General features: G+C 47.1%; 18 protein-coding genes. 6 read left to right on the top strand and 12 right to left on the bottom strand.

From position 1 onward, the window contains the following. Positions 1-7: 7 nt before the first annotated feature. Positions 8-745, top strand: coding sequence for an amino acid ABC transporter ATP-binding protein (locus BM082_RS18975; RefSeq protein WP_026024978.1), 738 nt, complete (start codon positions 8-10; stop codon positions 743-745). Positions 746-845: 100 nt separating this feature from the next. Here the strand turns inward: BM082_RS18975 and BM082_RS18970 are convergent, their stop codons facing one another. Beyond that, entirely contained in the window at positions 846-1,136 is a 291-nt protein-coding gene (locus BM082_RS18970) for a YkgJ family cysteine cluster protein (RefSeq protein ID WP_026024510.1), read from the bottom strand. A 271-nt stretch (positions 1,137-1,407) separates the two neighbouring features. On the opposite strand from BM082_RS18970, the gene BM082_RS18965 reads away from it, so the two are divergent. Next, entirely contained in the window at positions 1,408-2,586 is a 1,179-nt protein-coding gene (locus tag BM082_RS18965) for a methyl-accepting chemotaxis protein (RefSeq protein WP_017014895.1), read from the top strand. Between the two features lie 168 nt (positions 2,587-2,754). Here BM082_RS18965 and BM082_RS18960 read toward each other — a convergent pair whose 3' ends face one another. The 4 genes from BM082_RS18960 to BM082_RS18945 form a co-directional block, all read right to left on the bottom strand. After that, the gene (locus tag BM082_RS18960; RefSeq protein ID WP_017009152.1) at positions 2,755-4,947 is read right to left on the bottom strand and encodes a hypothetical protein; all 2,193 of its coding nucleotides are present in this window, start codon (positions 4,945-4,947) and stop codon (positions 2,755-2,757) included. A gap of 562 nt (positions 4,948-5,509) precedes the next feature. Further along, positions 5,510-6,304, bottom strand: a complete 795-nt coding sequence (locus BM082_RS18955) for an ABC transporter permease (RefSeq protein WP_074928178.1) — start codon at positions 6,302-6,304, stop codon at positions 5,510-5,512. Next, on the bottom strand, positions 6,297-6,935 hold the full coding sequence (locus tag BM082_RS18950) for an ABC transporter ATP-binding protein (protein WP_074928176.1): 639 nt from the start codon (positions 6,933-6,935) through the stop codon (positions 6,297-6,299). The genes BM082_RS18955 and BM082_RS18950 overlap by 8 nt, the downstream gene beginning before the upstream one ends. After that, positions 6,932-7,375: an acyl-CoA thioesterase gene (locus BM082_RS18945; protein WP_198928624.1), complete on the bottom strand. Its 444-nt coding sequence runs from the start codon at positions 7,373-7,375 to the stop codon at positions 6,932-6,934. Before BM082_RS18945 ends, BM082_RS18950 begins: the two co-directional genes overlap by 4 nt. On the opposite strand from BM082_RS18945, the gene BM082_RS18940 reads away from it, so the two are divergent. Continuing rightward, positions 7,352-7,603: a hypothetical protein gene (locus tag BM082_RS18940; protein WP_139218806.1), complete on the top strand. Its 252-nt coding sequence runs from the start codon at positions 7,352-7,354 to the stop codon at positions 7,601-7,603. The genes BM082_RS18945 and BM082_RS18940 overlap by 24 nt on opposite strands. A gap of 24 nt (positions 7,604-7,627) precedes the next feature. Here BM082_RS18940 and arfB read toward each other — a convergent pair whose 3' ends face one another. Both arfB and BM082_RS18930 read right to left on the bottom strand, forming a co-directional pair. Then, positions 7,628-8,041, bottom strand: coding sequence for an alternative ribosome rescue aminoacyl-tRNA hydrolase ArfB (gene arfB / locus BM082_RS18935; protein WP_074928173.1), 414 nt, complete (start codon positions 8,039-8,041; stop codon positions 7,628-7,630). Positions 8,042-8,096: 55 nt separating this feature from the next. Then, a complete protein-coding gene (locus BM082_RS18930; RefSeq protein ID WP_074928169.1) occupies positions 8,097-9,026 on the bottom strand; it encodes a DMT family transporter in 930 nt (309 codons plus the stop codon). Between the two features lie 420 nt (positions 9,027-9,446). On the opposite strand from BM082_RS18930, the gene BM082_RS18925 reads away from it, so the two are divergent. Both BM082_RS18925 and BM082_RS18920 read left to right on the top strand, forming a co-directional pair. Next, positions 9,447-9,863, top strand: coding sequence for a DUF805 domain-containing protein (locus BM082_RS18925; RefSeq protein WP_017009145.1), 417 nt, complete (start codon positions 9,447-9,449; stop codon positions 9,861-9,863). Between the two features lie 387 nt (positions 9,864-10,250). Then, positions 10,251-11,837 carry a BCCT family transporter gene (locus tag BM082_RS18920; RefSeq protein ID WP_017009144.1) on the top strand — a complete coding sequence of 529 codons (1,587 nt, stop codon included), beginning with the start codon at positions 10,251-10,253 and terminating at the stop codon, positions 11,835-11,837. Positions 11,838-12,002: 165 nt separating this feature from the next. On the opposite strand, the gene BM082_RS18915 is transcribed toward BM082_RS18920, so the two are convergent. Genes BM082_RS18915 through BM082_RS18900 form a run of 4 tightly spaced genes read right to left on the bottom strand, consistent with a single transcriptional unit; the run spans position 12,003 to position 15,580 of the window. Beyond that, positions 12,003-12,758 carry an iron ABC transporter ATP-binding protein gene (locus tag BM082_RS18915; protein WP_017008914.1) on the bottom strand — a complete coding sequence of 252 codons (756 nt, stop codon included), beginning with the start codon at positions 12,756-12,758 and terminating at the stop codon, positions 12,003-12,005. A gap of 6 nt (positions 12,759-12,764) precedes the next feature. After that, entirely contained in the window at positions 12,765-13,715 is a 951-nt protein-coding gene (locus BM082_RS18910; protein ID WP_074928166.1) for an iron chelate uptake ABC transporter family permease subunit, read from the bottom strand. Further along, entirely contained in the window at positions 13,708-14,643 is a 936-nt protein-coding gene (gene vctD, locus BM082_RS18905) for an iron chelate uptake ABC transporter permease subunit VctD (protein ID WP_017008916.1), read from the bottom strand. Before vctD ends, BM082_RS18910 begins: the two co-directional genes overlap by 8 nt. Before the next feature lie 28 nt (positions 14,644-14,671). Further along, positions 14,672-15,580, bottom strand: a complete 909-nt coding sequence (locus BM082_RS18900) for a siderophore ABC transporter substrate-binding protein (RefSeq protein ID WP_074928164.1) — start codon at positions 15,578-15,580, stop codon at positions 14,672-14,674. A gap of 390 nt (positions 15,581-15,970) precedes the next feature. Between BM082_RS18900 and BM082_RS18895 the strand changes: the two genes are divergently transcribed. Beyond that, positions 15,971-16,354 carry a DUF805 domain-containing protein gene (locus tag BM082_RS18895; protein WP_017015798.1) on the top strand — a complete coding sequence of 128 codons (384 nt, stop codon included), beginning with the start codon at positions 15,971-15,973 and terminating at the stop codon, positions 16,352-16,354. 294 nt (positions 16,355-16,648) lie between these two features. Here the strand turns inward: BM082_RS18895 and BM082_RS18890 are convergent. Then, positions 16,649-18,571 (bottom strand): calcium-binding protein (locus BM082_RS18890; RefSeq protein ID WP_139218805.1); only part of this gene is annotated, 1,923 nt, incomplete at its 5' end.

The raw sequence follows: 18,571 nt of genomic DNA, 5'->3' as shown, positions 1-18,571 counted from the left end.
GAATCAAATGATCGCGGTAAAAAACCTCAGCAAACGCTTTGGTGATGTTGAGGTGTTAAAACACATCGACTTGGACGTGAAGCAGGGTGAAATCGTCGTCATTATCGGGCCGTCAGGCACGGGCAAATCGACCTTGCTGCGCTGCCTGAACTATTTGGAAACGCCTACCACAGGTGACATCCAAATCGGTGAAGCGTCTGTGAATGCGGAGAAAGCGTCGACATCAGACATTCATAACCTGCGTAAACAAAGCAGTTTTGTGTTTCAAAGCTATGCCTTGTTTGCCAACAAAACGGCACTGGAAAACGTCGCTGAATCTTTGATGACGGTGTGGAAAGAGCCAAAAGACACGGCACAGAAAACGGCGCGTGATTTATTAGAAAGTGTGGGCATGGCAGATCATTTGAACAAATACCCTGCGCAGCTTTCTGGTGGTCAGCAACAACGCGTTGGCATTGCACGTGCGATGGCCTGTAAAGGTGACGTGATTTTGTTTGATGAACCCACTTCTGCACTTGACCCTGAATGGGTGGATGAAGTGTTGGCCGTGATGAAGCAACTGGCTGAGAAAAAACAAACCATGGTCGTTGTGACCCATGAAATGCAGTTTGCTCGCGACATCGCTGATACTGTGATTTTTATGGAAGGCGGTGTGATTGTTGAGCAAGGGCCACCTTCACAGATTTTTGGCAACGCCCAGCATGATAGAACCCGCGCATTTGTTGCAAGGGCCATGGGCAACTAGGATTTATGTCTGTCTGAAAAGAGAAAAGCCAGCGTCTGCTGGCTTTTCTCTTTTCGATGAATCTACAGTGAGCGCGAGAGCCCCTCGTTAAGCATTTGGGTTACAAGCAGGCTTTACGCTCTTCTACACATTCGTACGAACCCATTTCAAACTCTCGGCAAATCCAAGGGCGATTTTCATAAATCGTACACATCAGGGTTTCTCGATCGACCGCTGAACACCAGCCATCGTCCAAACGCAGCATGGTTTCTGCGCCCCACTCATCCACCGCGATATGCTCTTCAGGCACACCGGTGTCTGTGATGATCATGACTTCGAGACGGCAACAACACGCTTGGCAATTTGCGCACGTAACTTCCGCCGTTGGGATATTTTTCACTTCAATGGCCATAAACATCTGCACCAAATTTAATTGCTGCATAGTACTGGAAATCACGTGTTTGGCACACCCGTATTTTTCACGTAACAGCGGATACAGCGTGAGTTTTAGGGCGTGATTGTTTTCTTGGTATATGAAATTAATGTGTTGTAATCAATACAAATAGTGTGGGCAATTAACGTTAAATCATGTTGGCGAGCCTTCTAAGGCTCAACTATTTTTAGTTAAGCAATACACATTTGTATGCATATTATCGCTACGTTGTTTGTATTAGGGAAAGCTAATGTCTAGAAAAAGTATGTTTAGTTCGCTGTTTACAAGAATGAGGTTAATTCATTGGGTTGGCATTTTGCTGCTGTTAGTGAATGCGTTTTTCTTCACCGACAATGTCTATTCGGTGATCATACAATTGACGTTGGCGGGCGTACTCTTGATCCACGATATTGATGAGAAAAAGTGGGGCGTTGACTCGCTAAACGAAACCAAGCGCTATTTAAAAAACTTCGAAGAGAACAATCTTAGTGTAAAGAACAACGTGAAATCGTCATTAAACAGTGAAATGGAAGACTTTTTGCGGGTTATTGAAAACTTCCGCATTAGTATTCGCAATACACTTGAGACGATTGATGAGTCCTCAAATGAGTCAAAATCATTGTCTGACGGCATGCTCATGAAAGTGAAAAACATCAACGAAGATCTTGTTAAGCAAGATGACAACTATGAGCTTGCGACATCGAACCTGTCGTCATTGAAAACCTTTTCCTCTTCCATGGTGCAAACACTCAAAGACACGGCTTCTTCCACGGAGCAAGTGAAAGGGGATTTGATTGATTTAAACACTAAGAACATTTCGTCTCTTGAGCAGTTAGAAAATTATTCAAACAGCGTTGAGCACATGTACACCTCTTTTATCGAACTTAAAGCGCAGGCTGAATCCATCGAAAAGTTTGTTGAAGTCATAAAGTCGATTTCAGAGCAAACTAACTTGCTGTCTTTAAACGCAGCAATAGAAGCAGCACGTGCAGGTGATCAAGGCCGAGGCTTTGCAGTGGTTGCGGATGAAGTGCGTCAGTTAGCACTCTCTACGCAAGACAGCTTGGGTGACATCACGAAGATTGTGGCTGAGATCCGTGGATCTGTTGTGCAAATCAGTGAGCGTTTAACCACGCAAAAAGAAGAACTGCTGGACATTATCTCTCACTACCACGGCTCTAACCAAACGGTGCAAGATGCGGTGTCTTCCATCAATGACGTTGTGACGCTGATTTCTGCTGACGATGAGAACACGGGGCTAGATGAATTACTGGGCCAAATTGAGCACTTGAACACGTCTATGTTGAAGATTAAGGAATCGAAAGACTCCATTGTGAACTTGAGTGATCAAATTCGCGTGGATAACCAAAACTTGGTCAATTCGAACGGTGTGTTGAAGCAGCGTGTTTCGCAGTTTGTGTTGAGGTAGTCAAAGAAAGCCAAATAGCCTAAATATGCCATGAATTCGCCATTCTCAAGCATCTATGAGCTAGCGTTAAACGCCTAAAGGTCTGCCTGTTATGGGCAGACCTTTTCTATTGTCGATGCGCTATTTTATGCGAGTGCTTTCCGCTCGTGAAAGCATAAGCTTGTTGCACTAAAGCGCGGGAATGTTGAACCTCGGCGCGTTACGATCGAGCGACTGCCCATCCGAAAACGATGAAATCCAGTTATCTTGCTTCCAATATTCCCAGCTACCATTTTTATAAACGAAGCTAAACCCAGCGCCCCATTGCGCCCAATTCTTGCTTGTTAAGGCCATTGCGGTCGGGCGTCCCTGGGCGTCGAAAAATGCATACCCCCAATATCCGTTCCAATCGGTGCCGCCGTTGGTGCCTTTTGTCCATGCTTCGTCTGATTTTATGGTGCGCCCGTTTATACCTATCGCCATTGAACCATCGTTAAACTTGAGTACAGCGTTAACCCCATCCCCGTAACTGTTAATGCCGCAGTTTTGTTCGGTAATGTTTCCTCCGTTCGATAGCCATTGGCCGTATTCTAGTACGCCATCTTTTGAGCAAAATGCAGGGTTTTCCCAACTGCTGGCATTCCACCACGCCCGCCAGTCCGCGTAATTTTTTGTCAGCACTTTGGTGACGGTTTTCGCTTCTTTGGCGAGATGTGACAGTTGAAGCGCCTTCAGTTGGCTCAACGTCTTGTTGGTGACGCCCGCGGCTTTGGTGTTTTGTGGGCTGTTTTCCAATGCAAGATCTTGTTCCAACCTCGTCACGTCAACTTTCTGAAAATCATTCAGATCCAGAGGGACTGCGGTAACTCTCTCCCACGCGGCAAGCGCTTCAGATTTAGATATTTGCAGTTCATGAAAAATCTTGCGCATTCGCGCTATTCTCATGTCGATGGAGGTTGAGCGTTTTTTGCGAAGGTGAATGGTAACGTCAGGTATATCCCCGTAATCCGTATCGATTGGGAGTGCGTCTGGATGGTATTCAACCGAGTAAGCGAGGTTGATGAGCCCAACACCTGATTGAACAAAATTACGCCAAACCACATCTCTAAAGCCTGCAACTCCCGCATTTATCCCGTATTGCATCGACTTAAACACGCCGTCTACGGCTATCCATGTCCCCATGTATGCTGTCGCAGCACCATAAGCGCTACTTGCATACTCAGAGGTGGTTGAATTTTTAGTGACGGGTTGCCATTTCGCATAGCCACCCCATGCTTGATTCCCTGCATACGCGGCAATGCCACAGTTGATAGATGAGGTAAGAAGTTGCCATTTTTGTGAACCAAGGTATGGGACGAGAGACTCATGATATGACGCGGGCAGGGAGGTGTAAGTACCGCCATTTTTATATCTGACAAATTCGCCAACCATGCCATTTAAGCCGCCCCAAATAGCTGTATCGACGACTTTTAGTGGCCATGCTGCCGCTGTGGCATTGTGGCTATCTGCGACTTTTTGAATCATTGCATTTGTACCAATGGCACCGACAAACATCATGAGTCCAAGTTCTTCACGCAGCACACGCTCCGAAAAGGCCCCTACTTGCAATGTATCGGCAACGATGCTGCCCACTCTCGGAATACTGCGCAACATATCATTGATTCGCTGACCATCACTGGCATGGCTTCCTGGAAAACCATGAACCCATTGTGCTTTGCCTAAGACATAGTCAAACATCGCCCAAGAGAGAGGAACGGCGAGCCCTTTGGCAGCATTAAAGGTTTCTTGGCTAATTGCTGTACCGCCGACATAGTTGTTATAAATATCTTCAGCCAATCCTATTGCACCAAAAGACCCAAACGCGCTTAATGCAGTGCCTGCCCCTGAACGGCACAAACCTCGTATGAGATTATTTTGGAAAATGTTGGGCATACTCGGCCGATAAGCATCGCTCAAAATAGGGTCATAAGAGTGTTGTGCAAGATAATTGATGCCTATTTTTTCCGCATACAGGGCTGCTTCAGTATCAACCTCTGATTCTGATAATTCCGGTTTGAGCGCATGAAAGCCCTCATGAATAATAACGGATTGAAGATTGTTGTTATCACCAATTTTTTTGCTGTTTATTGTTACTTTTCCATCGTGATAAAGGGCTGTGGCATTTTCGTAGCCCTCTTGAGTGATATTTCCAAATTTAATGTCAGGCTGGGCGCGGCTAAATAACTTATAGTCGGAATTGACTTCTTTTTTTTGTAAGGACTGAATTATCTTATCGATGTCAGCGTCGTCATGCTGCGCTTGTGAAGCATAAAGTGCAGAGGATTGTCCAAGTATGCTTAATCCAATGAGAATGGAGAGAGCAGACAGTTTCTTGGGTGTCATAATCATAACCTTTCTAATGTTTTGTAAGGATGGGTATATCAGTAATTACTTAATTTTCTCGTATAAATAATCACTGATTTTTAAAGGTAGGGAGTGTGAGATTAATTGCAAGTCAGGTGTTGTTAATAATGTCAATATTAGGTCAATTTTTGTTTTAACTGTATGAAAAATATATTTTTACTTATTGTTTAAAATATTTTAAATGTGATATTTACCGATAGGTTAATGCTATCAATTGATAACATTAATTTCGTTTTTGTCTTAATATTTGTAAAGGGTTTTATGTTTTCCAATTAATATTTATCAATTGATAGATATTAAATTTTTGGCGAGGGTTAATATTGTTTGCATATTTCAAATTCTATCAATGCGCCGACGGACGTCTTCATAGATTTTCCTTTTCTAGTCGTTAGTGACGATGACTGATGACTTTTCTTCTCAAGCGCACGCGTTTACGTACCCATCGTTTTTATTGGGTGTGTGTTTGGGGGAGCGTCATAAGAAAAAAGGAGCGTTGTGCGCCCCTTCTATTATCAGCTGAGAGATTTTAGGGGGCGTTATATCAAGGCGACGGTTTAGACAATGATTCTGAAGTTAGTTGTCCGTAACCATTAAATAAGCGTCGGCTGACGAAATACAAGGTGGTTGCTGCGGAAACAAACACTGAGATGAAAATCGCCACCATAATCACGAGTTGATATTTCACGGCAAGCAGAGGTTCTGTACCTCCGAGTATTTGACCTGTCATCATCCCCGGAAGGCTAACGATGCCGAGCGTGCTCATGGCGGCAATAGGTGGTCGTAATGCAGCGGTGAGAGCCTCACGCAAAAATGGACGGCTCGGATTCGGTGCGCCCAGCGCGACATAAAATTGATATTCAGCGTGGCGCTTTTTTAAGCTGGTAAGTAACCGTTCCAAAGCTAGCACGTTGGCTGACAATGCATTTCCGAGCAACATGCCTGCAACGGGAATGAGGTACTGGGCTTTCCACCACGGATCAGCTTGAATCACCCCAACCATTAATACCGGCAGCACCAGTGACATGGCGAGCAGTTGGCCAACCAATATTGGTGGCATGAGCTGTTTTAAGCTGGCGCTGGCTTGTTTGTAGATAGTGCCACTCGCCACCAAAATCATGATGAGTAGCCACAAGGTATTGAGCCAGATATTGGCGAAAGCGAACAACGTTTGTAGGTATAAACCGACCACGGCCAATTGCAGTGTCATGCGCACCACGGCAGAAATGAGACTTTTACTGAGCCCAAGCTGCCAACGCTGGAAAAGAACCAACGGAATAACAAAGAGTAGGTATAACCCCGCAAGCGCCCAACTGTTGATGTTTAACGCTTCATTCATGATGATCTCCCAACACGAAGGTGTGGCTTGCTGCGCGCATCCATTCAGGATCGTGTGAAATAGACACAGCAATAATGGGAAGTGTTTTGAGTAACGTCATCAAGCTGTCTCTGCTTTTGGCGTCCAGCGCTGATGTAGGTTCATCCATCAGCCACACGGGTCGATCCAGCAACAATGCGCGTGTAATGGCAAGCCGTTGTTTTTCGCCTCCTGAAAGGGTGTCGACATCATGGTTCATGTTGTGCTGAATGTTCAGGCTCGCAAGCGCAGTTTGGCAGGCTTCATCGCTTGGTGAAGGTTTGTCGGTTGCTTGTAACGACCAAGGTAATCGGAGAACTTCTGCGATGGTGTTCGCCCCCATCACGGGTTCTTGCGGGAGGTAGCAAAATTGACGACGCCACCAAGGTAAGTTTTGCACTGATATAGTGTGTTGTTGGTAATCAATATGACCGTGTTGCGCGGGTTGCAGTGCGCACATCACACGCAATAAACTGGTTTTTCCTGATCCCGATGCACCCTTAATCACAAGATGCTGACCCTGCGATAGCGCCTCGGTCAACGCCGATGTTTTATCAGCCTCATACCCTGAACGAAGCTGGTGGAATTGGAGCGTTGCTGTGGGAGCTGTCATTCGGCGTTGTCTGGCAAAAGATACTTCTGTAATGCGTTAGCGGTCTCTTCTGGAATGGCACAACTCTTTCCGTCACTGAAATCACAATACACCACCAAGGCTTCACCTACCGCGACGCGACGCTGTTGGTTGTGGCTATGGATTTCATATTTCATGGTGTAGCGTTTTTCTTGGATGTCTTCGACCCATGACACCGTGGTGATGTTGTCGGGATAGACCAAAGGGGCGCGGAAATCACAGCGGGTAGAGGCAACCACTGGACCGATATTGTGACGCTTTACGTACTCAAAAACCTTGAGTTCTTCCAACATCACGACGCGAACGTCTTCAAAATAGCGAAAATAGACGGTGTTGTTGATGTGCTGTAGCGCGTCCATGTCGTTCCACACTAATGACTGCGTGTGCTGGAGAGGAAAGTGGCTGAAATTGTTGTCTGTCACGGTGCAATCCTTTTGCGTTCAGAGACATTGATTGGACACCGTTTCGCTGTGACTGACAAGGTGCTCAGTTTTTTGAGCGCGGGGAATGTGACCTCTGCCATTATGCATGTAAAGACCAAGACCAAGACCAAGACCAAGACCAAGACCAAGACCAAGACCAAGACCAAGACAGAGGGAATGGCCAAGGCGAAGATAATGGCTAAGACAAAGACAGCAGGAAAAAAGTAAGCGGAAACACGAGAGAGAAGAACGTTAGAAATCTACCTTGCCGCGCATGGATTTGGTTTTTCCACGAATGGTTTTTCCATCCATACGTTTGCGTTGTGATGACTTGGACGGTTTGGTCGCTCTGCGCGCTTTTTGTACCACGCCGACACTTTTGATCAGCTCTTGCAAGCGCGCGAGTGCATCGTCACGGTTCTTTTCTTGTGTGCGATATTGTTGGCCTTTGATCACGATGACGCCGTCTTTGTTGATGCGGCTGTCTTTTAATGCGAGCAAGCGTTCCTTGTAAAAATCAGGCAGTGACGAGGCATGTATATCAAAGCGAAGGTGAACCGCAGAAGAAACCTTATTAACGTTTTGACCACCTGCACCTTGAGCGCGTATGTAGGTGATTTCAATCTCGTCATCTGACAAGGTCACGGTCTGAGAAATGTGAAGCATTTTGCTGGGTGTCCTTTCTAAATCAAGGCGACACTATAGCTGAATAAGACGGATTTTACGACGATGGTGATTCTTGTGTCGCGCGGCGACGAATGTTCGCAATCACAAGCCCAGATACGATAAAAGCGATGCCTACATAGTGATAAGTCTCCATGCGTTCTCCCAGTAATAGCATGGAAAAGACCAAACCAAAAACGGGGATAAGGTGCATGAATTGCCCTGTTGTCGCTGCTCCCATACGCATCAACGCGGTATTCCAACACCAAAACGCGATGCCCGAAGCAAACACACCGGTATAAAGAGAGATAGCAATGCTCTGCGGGGAAATTGGCATGGTTTCGTACAACACAGATTCCGCCACATAAAAGGGCAAAATCATCACTACGCCAAGGCAGACGGTGTACCCCAATATGGGTAACCCTTTTAGTGCGTCGGGAAGCTTTTGTACCAGCACGGAGTAAGTGGCCCAAACCAAGATACCGAACAGGGCAATAAGCTCGCTGTTTCCAATGGCGAAGTCTGTGACTAATTGGCCTTTGGTAATGATGAGTAACACACCGATAGCAGAGGTCAGTATGGCGAGGGTTTGCTTTAAAGTAGCGGTTTGTTTGAGCAAAAAGAATTGCACCAACAGAATCATCAATGGTAAAGCCGACTGTAAAATTACGACGTTGGTGGAGAGGGTGTTTTCAAGTGCGATATAGACCAAGCTGTTGTAACCCGCCACGCCCAGCAAGGCAAGCAACAACACCAATCTAAAGTGTTGCTTAAACAGTGGCCATTTGTCTTTCATCGGCTTGTAAACAAAAGGCAGTAACACGACGGCGGCAACGGCCCATCGCCAAAATGACAACCCCAGTGGCGGAATGTTCGCATTGACGAGTTTCGCCAGTGTGATGTTACCTGCCCAACTCATGGTCGCAATGGTCGCCAATAAAATCGGGAACCACGCCAATGATTGCGTGTGTTGGGGCTGACCTGCCATGGCGTATTTTGCGTCCTTTTATTCTACAACCGACGTCTTCTGCTCGGGGTGTTTAGATGTATTTGATTTCAGTTACGCATGCTTATTGAAGTGGATCAACCTTGGGGGGACAGCGAGGTGATGTTATCCGGACTTTTTTGCTGAATGTGAGATACGCAAAGGTCGAGAGTGCTTTCTTATGTATGCTTTTGGTTGTCTATAATCAGATGCGAACAACCAATATTTGGTACACTGTACGGTTTTTAAGGTCGTGCACTTTAGTATGCATGTAAACGTAGTGAAAATGTTCATCTCTGACGTTTTTACCGAGTTTGAACACAAGGCCCCATACTCTATAGCGCATGAGCGACAACGCTCGTGCTGACTGTTTCGACGAGAAATAGTGAGTGTTTTTTGGGGAGAATTACTCAGGAGAGAAGAATGAATTGGTATATCGATGTACTGAAAAAGTACGCAGTGTTTAAAGGACGCGCTCGCCGCAAAGAGTATTGGATCTTCATTGTATTCAATATGTTTTTCTCATTGGTATTGTCTCAAGCTGACCAAATGCTGGGATATTACGATGCGAAAATGGGGATTGGGACCTTGGGCATGGTTTACGCTGCGGCGGTATTTTTACCAACGTTGGCAGTGACCGTGCGTCGTCTTCACGATACTGATCGCTCCGGCTGGTGGGCATTGCTCGGTATAGTGCCTTTTGGCGTGATAGCGTTGTTGATCCTTCAAGCGTTTGAAGGCACAAAAGGGGGTAACCGCTTTGGCCCTGATCCAAAAGGCAACGATTCTGCTAACGGCAATAGCAACGGCTCGCCAAAAGACGACACGTTTGCTGGCTAATATAGCCTAGGTTCACGCATCGTATTGATTTATACGTTGAATGCGAAAATAAACACCTGCACTTTGTAGGTGTTTCTCTCTATCCCTTAAGATCTCTCCGCTCTCGGATTTGCCCCTCCTATCTTTCTCAAATTTCTCTATTTTTACCTCAACGTCTTAAAGGTGAGATAATTGGTTGCGCTTACATTTTTCTCTTAACTGATTGCTCATTAATCGGTATGGAAAGGGATTTTCTCGGACATCTCTTAGCCTATTCGTCATCATTGAGCAGCGTACACAATAAAATATTTTATGAATGCCCTTTCTCACTCTACGAAGCGTGAGAAAGGGCGTTGCTATTGCTGCTCAGTCGTGTCGCGTTGTCGAGCAGTAAAAGGAGGCAATGCTATGAGTGAATCTACATCGGAAGTAAATAAAGACGATCAATACAATACCGACTATCAAATCGGTCAAGATAACGTCAACGTATTAGGACTTGATTTCCATAATCCTGTTTTCCCAATTTCCGCCATCATGGTGGTGGTGTTTGTGTTGGGTGTGTTGATTTTTCAAGAACAAGCTGCGGAGTTTTTTGGGTGGTTACGCCCTGCAATCACGCAGTCGTTTGACTGGTTCTTTGTCATTTCCGCCAACATCTTTTTAATCTTCTGTTTAATTCTGGCGTTCTTGCCTGTCGGCAAAATCCGCTTAGGTGGTGATGAAGCAACACCTGATTACTCGTACCCTGCTTGGTTTGCCATGCTGTTTTCTGCGGGTGTAGGTATTGGTTTGATGTTCTATGGCGTGCTAGAGCCAATGAACCACACGCTAAACCCACCTCTGGGCTTGGAAACTGGTTCTGCAGAAGCACGTAGCATCGGTACGGCTGCATCGATTTTCCACTGGGGTTTCCATGCGTGGGCTGTTTATGCGGTTGTGGGCTTGGCGTTAGCCTTCTTCCACTACAACAAAAACCTTCCACTGACACTGCGTTCAGCATTTTACCCGCTATTGGGTGATCGTGTGTGGGGTATTTGGGGACACGTCATCGATATCATGGCGGTATTGGCCACCCTGTTTGGCTTGGCAACATCGCTGGGTATAGGTGCAAACCAGATTGCAGCGGGCCTTAACTACCTGTTTGGTATTGATGCTGGCATTGAGACCAAATCGATTTTGATTCTCGTGATCACCTTGGCGGCACTTGTGTCGGTTTATCGCGGCATGGACGGTGGTGTAAAGCGTCTGAGTGAAATTAACATGGTGATGGCGGGCATGTTGATGGTGTTCGTGATTGCCGTTGGCCCAACAGCACTTATCTTCAGCGGTGTGGTGTCAAACACCGTGGATTACCTTAGCTGGTTACCTGCTCTTTCTAACTGGGTTGGCCGTGAAGACTCGGGCTTTTACCACGGTTGGACGACGTTCTATTGGGCGTGGTGGGTATCATGGTCTCCATTCGTAGGTATGTTCATCGCTCGCGTTTCTCGCGGTCGTACGGTTCGTGAATTTATTTTGGCGGTACTGATTGCACCAACCATCGTTTGTATCGTTTGGATGACGACGTTTGGTACCACTGCACTGGATCAAATGGATGGTGGCTACAACGGCGTGGTGAATTTGATCACTAACGGCAATTGGCAACCAGAGCTCTCCATTTACAAGATGTTTGAAGCGCTGCCGTTTACCGGTGTGATCAGCTTCTTCGGCATGGTACTGACGATCATTTTCTTCGTGACATCGTCGGATTCTGGTTCGCTGGTTATCGATACCATTACGGCGGGCGGTAAGATTGATGCGCCTGTTTCTCAGCGTATCTTCTGGTGTACCATTGAAGGCCTTGCGGCTATCGCACTCTTGATGGGTGGCGGTTTGGGCGCACTTCAAGCTGCGACCATTTCAACAGGCTTGCCGTTTGCGGTGTTCTTGTTGGTCATGTGTTTGAGCTTGTACCTGGGTCTGTCACGAGAGTTACGCAGAAAGCAGTTTGCGTAATGCCCGATTTGCTTAGTGCTTAGTGCTTAGTGATTAGTGCGTGCAGTGCTCAATGCACTTAAAGCCATATAGCGAAAGTAAGCAGATAAAAGAAACCCGCCAGTTGGCGGGTTTTTGTTTTTGAGCACACAGCAACGAAAAGCTCACGAACACATCCCTTGCGACTCAGTAATACAAACACATGCGTTTGCCATTGGCTTCAACGATGTTAAACGGCGTGTCGTAGATGTCTTCCAACACCTCCGCTTGAATCACGTCATTCACCGTCGCATTAGCAACAATGCAGCCCTTCTTCATGGCAATGATGTGGTCGGCATAACAGGCCGCAAAGTTGATATCGTGGATCACCACAATCACGGCTTTCCCCATTTCGTGCGCAAGGCGTTGAACAGTTTTCATGATGGAGAGCGAATGGCGAATATCAAGGTTATTCAGGGGCTCATCCAAGAACACATAATCCGTGTCTTGTGCGATCACCATGGCGATGAACGCGAGTTGGCGTTGACCACCGCTGAGTTCATCCAAGTAGCGATGTTGGAGTTCGGCCAAATCAAGGTAGTGAATCGCTTGATCGATGGCGTCATTGTCTTCGGCGGTAAGGTTGCCCTTGGAATAAGGGAAGCGGCCAAATGCCACGAGTTCGCGAATGGTGAAACGCATGGTCATGCTGTTCGCCTGGCGGAGCACGGCCAGAGACTTTGCCAACTCTGCGGTGTTCCAATCTGAAATGGCTTTCCCGTCAATCACAACCGTACCGCTATCTGGCGAAACTAAGCGTGTTGCCATGGAAAGTAGGGTGCTTTTCCCTGCGCCATTAGGGCCGATCACTGTGGTGACTTTGCCTTTTTCAAAATCGGTTGTTGCATCGCTAACAACGCGTTGTTGACCAAAGGCCTTACTGATTTTATCTAGAATAATCATGATGCTTTATACAATCTTGTTCTTGAGTAACATCCAAAGGAAATACAAGCCGCCCGCGAAATTCACCACCACACTCAGGGTGGTATCGAAGGAGAACAGGTTCTCTACGATCCATTGCCCAGCCAGCAGGGTACACACAGACAATAAGGCGCAGCCAATCAGCAATACGCGGTGTTGGAAAGTGTTGAAAAGTTCTCTGGCGAGGTTGGTGACGAGCAAGCCAAAGAACATCACAGGGCCAATCAGTGCGGTGGAAACGGCAATGAGCACCGCGGAGATCATCAGCGCGCGTTGGGTGACGCGTTGAACATCAATGCCCAAACTGATTGCATTATCTCGGTCAAGCCAGAACAAATCCAGCGTGCGATGCATGCGGAACAAGGTGAAGCTGATCACCGCCAACACTGGCAAGCAAAGGTAAACAAGTTCTACCTTTACGTTGTTGAAGCTCGCGAACATGTTCGCCTGCACGGCAGCAAACTCGTTCGGGTCCATCAACATGGTGATGAACGACGCGGCGTTGCCAAATACTTGTCCGAGAATCAATCCCACCAACAGCAGCACTATTAGGTTTCGACCTTCTTTAGCGAAATAGAAACCGAACAGCAGCACGGAAAAAATCACCATTGCGCCCACAGAAATGGCGAAGTTCAAATACGCGTTCAACACGTAGGCACTGAAACCGCCAAATATGGCGACGATCAGGGTTTGCGTAAGAAGGTAAAGCGCATCAAACCCCATGATGCTGGGTGTCAGAATACGGTTGTGCGTGAGGGTTTGAAAAACCAGTGATGATTGCGCGACCGCAATGCCTGCAAGCGCCATGGCAAGCACTTTTGGCACCCGGCGAGACAGGAAGTACTCATAGTTATTGGCCGTGAGTCCGATACCAATAAACAGCGCTGAGAAGACAAGGGCGGTGATCAGCATCAGTCCAATCTTCTTGGAATCAGACATGCTTTTGCCCCTTCAAAATAAGCACAATGAAGGCAAGGCCACCAAGAATACTCACGAGCATGGACACGGGAATTTCATAGGGGAAGATAATCATGCGGCTAGCAATGTCGCAGACTAAGACCAAGGCTGCGCCAAGGGCAGCGGTACGAGGAATGTTTTTCCTTAAGTTGTCGCCGTAATACAAGCTGACCACGTTGGGCACCAGAAGGCCGAGGAAGGGCAGGGTGCCGACGATCATCACCACACTGGCTGACATGATGGAAACCAGCATCACACCAATTAACACCACATGCTGATAACGTAAACCTAGCCCAGTGGCGAAGTCTTTGCCCATACCAACGGCAGAGATGCGTGTGGCATAGAGGTAACTGAAAATCGCGATAGGAATGGCAATGTAAAGCAGTTCGAAATCGCCGCGTAAAATGGTGGCAAAGTTGGCAATGGCCCACGCGCTGAGCATTTGTACCGCGTCATACTTGTAGGCAACAAAGGTTGCCCCCGCATCAATGATGCTGCCGTAAATGATGCCGATCAGCGGTACGAACACGGCGTTACGAAATTGAATGCGTTGGATAAGGGTAACGAACAACAGGGTGCCGAGCACTGACACACCGAAAATAAGCCAAAGCTGATTGCCGTTGCCGAAGAAAACCAAACTCAGCACATAGCCCAGCATGGCACATTCAATGGTGCCCGTTGTAGACGGAGCAGCAAATCGATTCTGGCTGATCTGCTGCATAATAAGGCCAGCAATACTGAGCCCTGCACCTGCGAGCAAAATGGCAAAGAGGCGGGGAAGACGGCTGGTGAAAAAGAGGTTTAGCGCCTCAGGATCACCTGCAAGCAAACTCGCAGGTGAAAGTGGGCTGACGCCCACAAACAGGGAAAACAGGCTTAATAAGCCCAGAGGAAGCAATAACTTGAACAAGATAACCTCTGCTCTCCGGGAGCAAGTATTAAAGCGTTACGCTGTTTTTGATGTCTGAAACCATCTGCTCTGTCGCCGTAATACCTGACATGGACAAGTACCAAGCGTTCAGATCTAGATAGGTCATTTTGCCTGTCTTGTAGGCTTGCGTACTTTTCACCAAATCGTTGTCGAAGTCTTCGCGTGTGGTGCTGTCCGCAGGGTTGATCAGGGTGTCGCGGTCAATGATCAGCAGCGTTTTCGGGTTGGCTTCACGGATGAATTCGAAAGAAATGGAATCGCCGTGGGTCGCGGTTTTGATGTCTTTCACGGTTTCTTTGAAGCCAAAATCTTTGTAGATGACAGAGAAGCGTGACTCCGGGCCAAAGGCAGTGATGTTGCCGCCTGAACTCATCACAGTCAGCGCATCACTGTTGCTGGCGCTGTTATGTTGGCGTATCGCATCGAACTCTTTCTCTAAAGACGCGATTTTCTCTTCTACTAAGTCCTCTTTGCTGAAGATCTTGCCAAGGTTGCGCCATTGTTCTTTCGTGCCTTCCCAGTAACCTTCTGCATGGTTATTCGCGAAAACAACCACAGGTGCGATTTTTGATAGTTCTTCGTAGCTGGTGGAGCTCCGTGGGCCCACGATGATCAAATCAGGTTCTTGCATGTAGATTTCTTCGAAGTTGGGTTCGAAAAGGCTACCCGCATTCGCGTACTTATCGCTTTTATATTTATCGAGATAGTTAGGGGTTTGGGAGACCTTGGACACCGCCACAGGGTCGATGCCGAGCGCGTTTACAGCGTCCAGTGAGCCAAGACCGATAACGACGACTTTCTCTGGCATCCCATCGATTTGGGTTTGCCCCATCAAGTGATCAATGGTGATGTTGTGTGCATGTGCAGAGAATGAAGCAAAAATGGAAAGCACCATCGCTTTGAACAAGGTTTTCATGTTAACTCCCTATTAATATAATGAGAATGTTTCTCAAAAGCATTCGCAATATACATTCGGGGGGGCAGTGATTCAACCTGTTATGTGCAATCGGTATCCGTCATATTGATATGGCTAGAAAACTTTGCGAGTTCTGTATTTTTCTTCTGTTAAAAAAGAGGCCGATGTGATGACTATCAGTTCTCACTTAAATATGTGACTTTTAATCAATGAGAGCAGTGTCATTAAAATGATAATTGGGTCGTAACTGGTGCAATTGACAGCAGTTTTGTGTGTTTTATTCATACATTATAAACAGGCATTTGATAGCGTAGTTCGGCGTCATGGCTGATGTATCTTGGCTTTATAACAATATTTCGAAAAAGCCTATATAGAAGTAAGGATATTCGAATGAGATGGCTGTTTTCTGCGTTTTTGAATTACGCAAAATTTTCAGGCAGAGCAAGACGAAGAGAATATTGGGGCTTTTTCCTCATCCAAAACATTGTATTGGTTCTCTGTGTTTTTATAGATATTGCGGAAGCGGGTCTATCCCAATTCCAAGCGATTGATTTACAAGCCACATTGTTGTGGTTCGCCTTAACATTGCTCCCAGCGATTGCTGTGACGGTGAGAAGGTTACATGACATCAACAAATCAGGTTGGTGGTGGTTAATTATTGTAATACCGGTTCTTGGGCAGCTGATCTTTTTGGTTTTCACTTTGCTGCGCGGTACTAAGGGCACTAATCGTTATGGCTGTGATCCTAAGGGCATATTTAGTAACAGTTTTTGATCCAGTGCCTTAAAGAGCGGGGACGGCTTGTTTCAGCTGTCCGTTTCCCGCTCTCTAAATTTCCCCCTTTTTTAGCTTCTTTCCTCCAACTTCCGACTTTCAGTCTTTGTAACGTCTGCATTAATCTTTCTCCGCTAAAAACGTATTTTATAACGGTAATCGCCGATGATTGGTGTGGGTTGTATACCCTTAAGGCAAGAGTAGGTGTGAGTGATTAAGGTCCTTGGAGAGAATATGAAAAAACCCGCCAATTGGCGGGTTTTTATTCGTTAACTCAACGGATGATGAGTTCGATTAGGTGAAGTTGAACATGTCAGCACTGACATTGTTGGCCGAATAGTTTTCCAATGTCACGTACGCGGTACCATTGTTAATGGATAACACGGTATTTGCGCCATCTGCCCAGTAAGATATTTGATTAAACTTCCACGCAAGAGAATCATCAATCTGAATTGTGTCCTGATGTTTGTTGAAGTCTGCAATAACATCTCTACCTGAGTGAGCATCGAAATAGAAAGTATCATGGTGTTTACCACCAATTAATCTGTCATTTCCGCTACCGCCATTAATGAAGTCGCAACCGTTGTCACCATAAATGGTGTCGTTGTGCGCATCACCATACAGCCAGTCATCGTCGTTACCACCTGAAAGGTAATCATGACCATTACCACCGTGGAGACTGTCGTTTTCATTGTCACCAATCAGTGTGTCATTGCCGTTACCACCCAGAATGGTGTCTTTGTTTCCCTCTCCGCGAAGGTAATCGTCACTGTCGCCACCATCAAGATAGTCATTACCGCCACCACCAAAGAGTTGGTCTGCGCCGACGCCGCCATAAAGCTTATCGCCGCCGTCACCACCCCATAGTTTGTCGGCACCCCGGTCGCCGACGAGTGTATCTGCGCCTCGGTCACCGTAAAGATGGTCGTCACCATGGTTACCGTTTAGGTAATCTGAATCATCACCACCCCAAAGGAAGTCGTTGTCGTTCCCCCCTTCGATGTGGTCATTACCCGCGTCACCATAGAGGTGGTCAGTTTCGTTATCGCCATAGATTCGGTCATCACCAGCGCCACCGCGAACAGTGTCCTGGTTACCTTCACCGCGAAGATAATCGTTACCATTGCCACCATCTAGATAGTCAGCACCATAGCCGCCATAGAGTGTGTCATGACCCTCTTGGCCATAAAGCTTATCGCCGGCATCTTGGCCATAAAGCTTATCGTCACCATTTCCGCCATAAAGTGTATCGTGGCCACCTTCGCCGTAAAGTACGTCATTATGGTTACCACCATCAAGATGGTCGGCACCGTTACCGCCTAAGAGGGTGTCATGGCCATCCTCGCCATAGAGGGTATCGTTATCGTTACCGCCGTTAAGGTAGTCGTTGCCCGTACCGCCTTTTAGCGTGTCATGACCATCTTCGCCGTACACATGGTCGTTGTCCCACTGACCATCGAGGTAGTCGTTACCGGTACCACCAAGAAGCACATCATTACCGACATGGCCATATAGTTTGTCATTGCCGTCGTTGCCTTCCAGTCGGTCGTTACCATACTCGCCGTGCAGGGCGTCGTCGCCGTTACCGCCAGAAAGGAAGTCGTTACCGCCAGCACCATTCAGGGTGTCATTACCGTCTTCGCCATACAGTGAATCGTTACCGTTGTAGCCGTAGAGGTAGTCATTGCCCCACTGACCGTAGAGCTTGTCGTCATGATTACCGCCATCGAGGTGGTCGTTGCCGTGACCACCGACAAGCACATCATTACCGTCTTGACCGTAGAGTTTGTCATTCCCGTTGCCGCCCTCTAATCGGTCGTTACCCCACTCGCCGTAAAGTGTATCGTCATGGTTACCGCCATCGAGATGGTCGTTACCATAGCCGCCAATCAGGGTATCGTTGTTATCTTGACCATAGAGTTTATCGTTGTCGTTACCGCCGTGAAGGTAATCATTCCCTGCGCCACCCAGTAGGGTGTCATGGCCATTATCGCCATACAGGGTATCATTATCTTGTTGGCCATCGAGGTGGTCATTGCCATCACCGCCGCGCAGGGTATCGTTGCCTGTCCAACCATAGAGTTTGTCATCGCCGGCGAGGCCGTGCATGTCATCGTTACCCCATTGGCCATGCAGTTGGTCATTACCGTTGCCACCATTGAGGTGGTCATCGCCATGGCCGCCAACGAGGACGTCATCGCCGTCTTCACCCCACAG

Source organism: Enterovibrio norvegicus DSM 15893, assembly GCF_900115495.1.
GTDB lineage: Bacteria > Pseudomonadota > Gammaproteobacteria > Enterobacterales > Vibrionaceae > Enterovibrio > Enterovibrio norvegicus.
The sequence above is the reverse complement of the archived record's forward strand: the minus strand, read 5'-3'. Positions and strand labels throughout refer to the sequence as shown.

What these genes read in the sequence shown, in the direction of transcription:
- BM082_RS18970 (WP_026024510.1), bottom strand. Translation starts at nt 1,136, where the DNA reads ATGGCCATTGAAGTGAAAAATATCCCAACGGCGGAAGTTACGTGCGCA.
- BM082_RS18955 (WP_074928178.1), bottom strand. Translation starts at nt 6,304, where the DNA reads ATGAATGAAGCGTTAAACATCAACAGTTGGGCGCTTGCGGGGTTATAC.
- BM082_RS18960 (WP_017009152.1), bottom strand. Translation starts at nt 4,947, where the DNA reads ATGACACCCAAGAAACTGTCTGCTCTCTCCATTCTCATTGGATTAAGC.
- BM082_RS18915 (WP_017008914.1), bottom strand. Translation starts at nt 12,758, where the DNA reads ATGATTATTCTAGATAAAATCAGTAAGGCCTTTGGTCAACAACGCGTT.
- BM082_RS18910 (WP_074928166.1), bottom strand. Translation starts at nt 13,715, where the DNA reads ATGTCTGATTCCAAGAAGATTGGACTGATGCTGATCACCGCCCTTGTC.
- BM082_RS18920 (WP_017009144.1), top strand. Translation starts at nt 10,251, where the DNA reads ATGAGTGAATCTACATCGGAAGTAAATAAAGACGATCAATACAATACC.
- BM082_RS18975 (WP_026024978.1), top strand. Translation starts at nt 8, where the DNA reads ATGATCGCGGTAAAAAACCTCAGCAAACGCTTTGGTGATGTTGAGGTG.
- BM082_RS18900 (WP_074928164.1), bottom strand. Translation starts at nt 15,580, where the DNA reads ATGAAAACCTTGTTCAAAGCGATGGTGCTTTCCATTTTTGCTTCATTC.
- BM082_RS18895 (WP_017015798.1), top strand. Translation starts at nt 15,971, where the DNA reads ATGAGATGGCTGTTTTCTGCGTTTTTGAATTACGCAAAATTTTCAGGC.
- BM082_RS18965 (WP_017014895.1), top strand. Translation starts at nt 1,408, where the DNA reads ATGTCTAGAAAAAGTATGTTTAGTTCGCTGTTTACAAGAATGAGGTTA.
- BM082_RS18950 (WP_074928176.1), bottom strand. Translation starts at nt 6,935, where the DNA reads ATGACAGCTCCCACAGCAACGCTCCAATTCCACCAGCTTCGTTCAGGG.
- BM082_RS18930 (WP_074928169.1), bottom strand. Translation starts at nt 9,026, where the DNA reads ATGGCAGGTCAGCCCCAACACACGCAATCATTGGCGTGGTTCCCGATT.
- BM082_RS18925 (WP_017009145.1), top strand. Translation starts at nt 9,447, where the DNA reads ATGAATTGGTATATCGATGTACTGAAAAAGTACGCAGTGTTTAAAGGA.
- arfB (WP_074928173.1), bottom strand. Translation starts at nt 8,041, where the DNA reads ATGCTTCACATTTCTCAGACCGTGACCTTGTCAGATGACGAGATTGAA.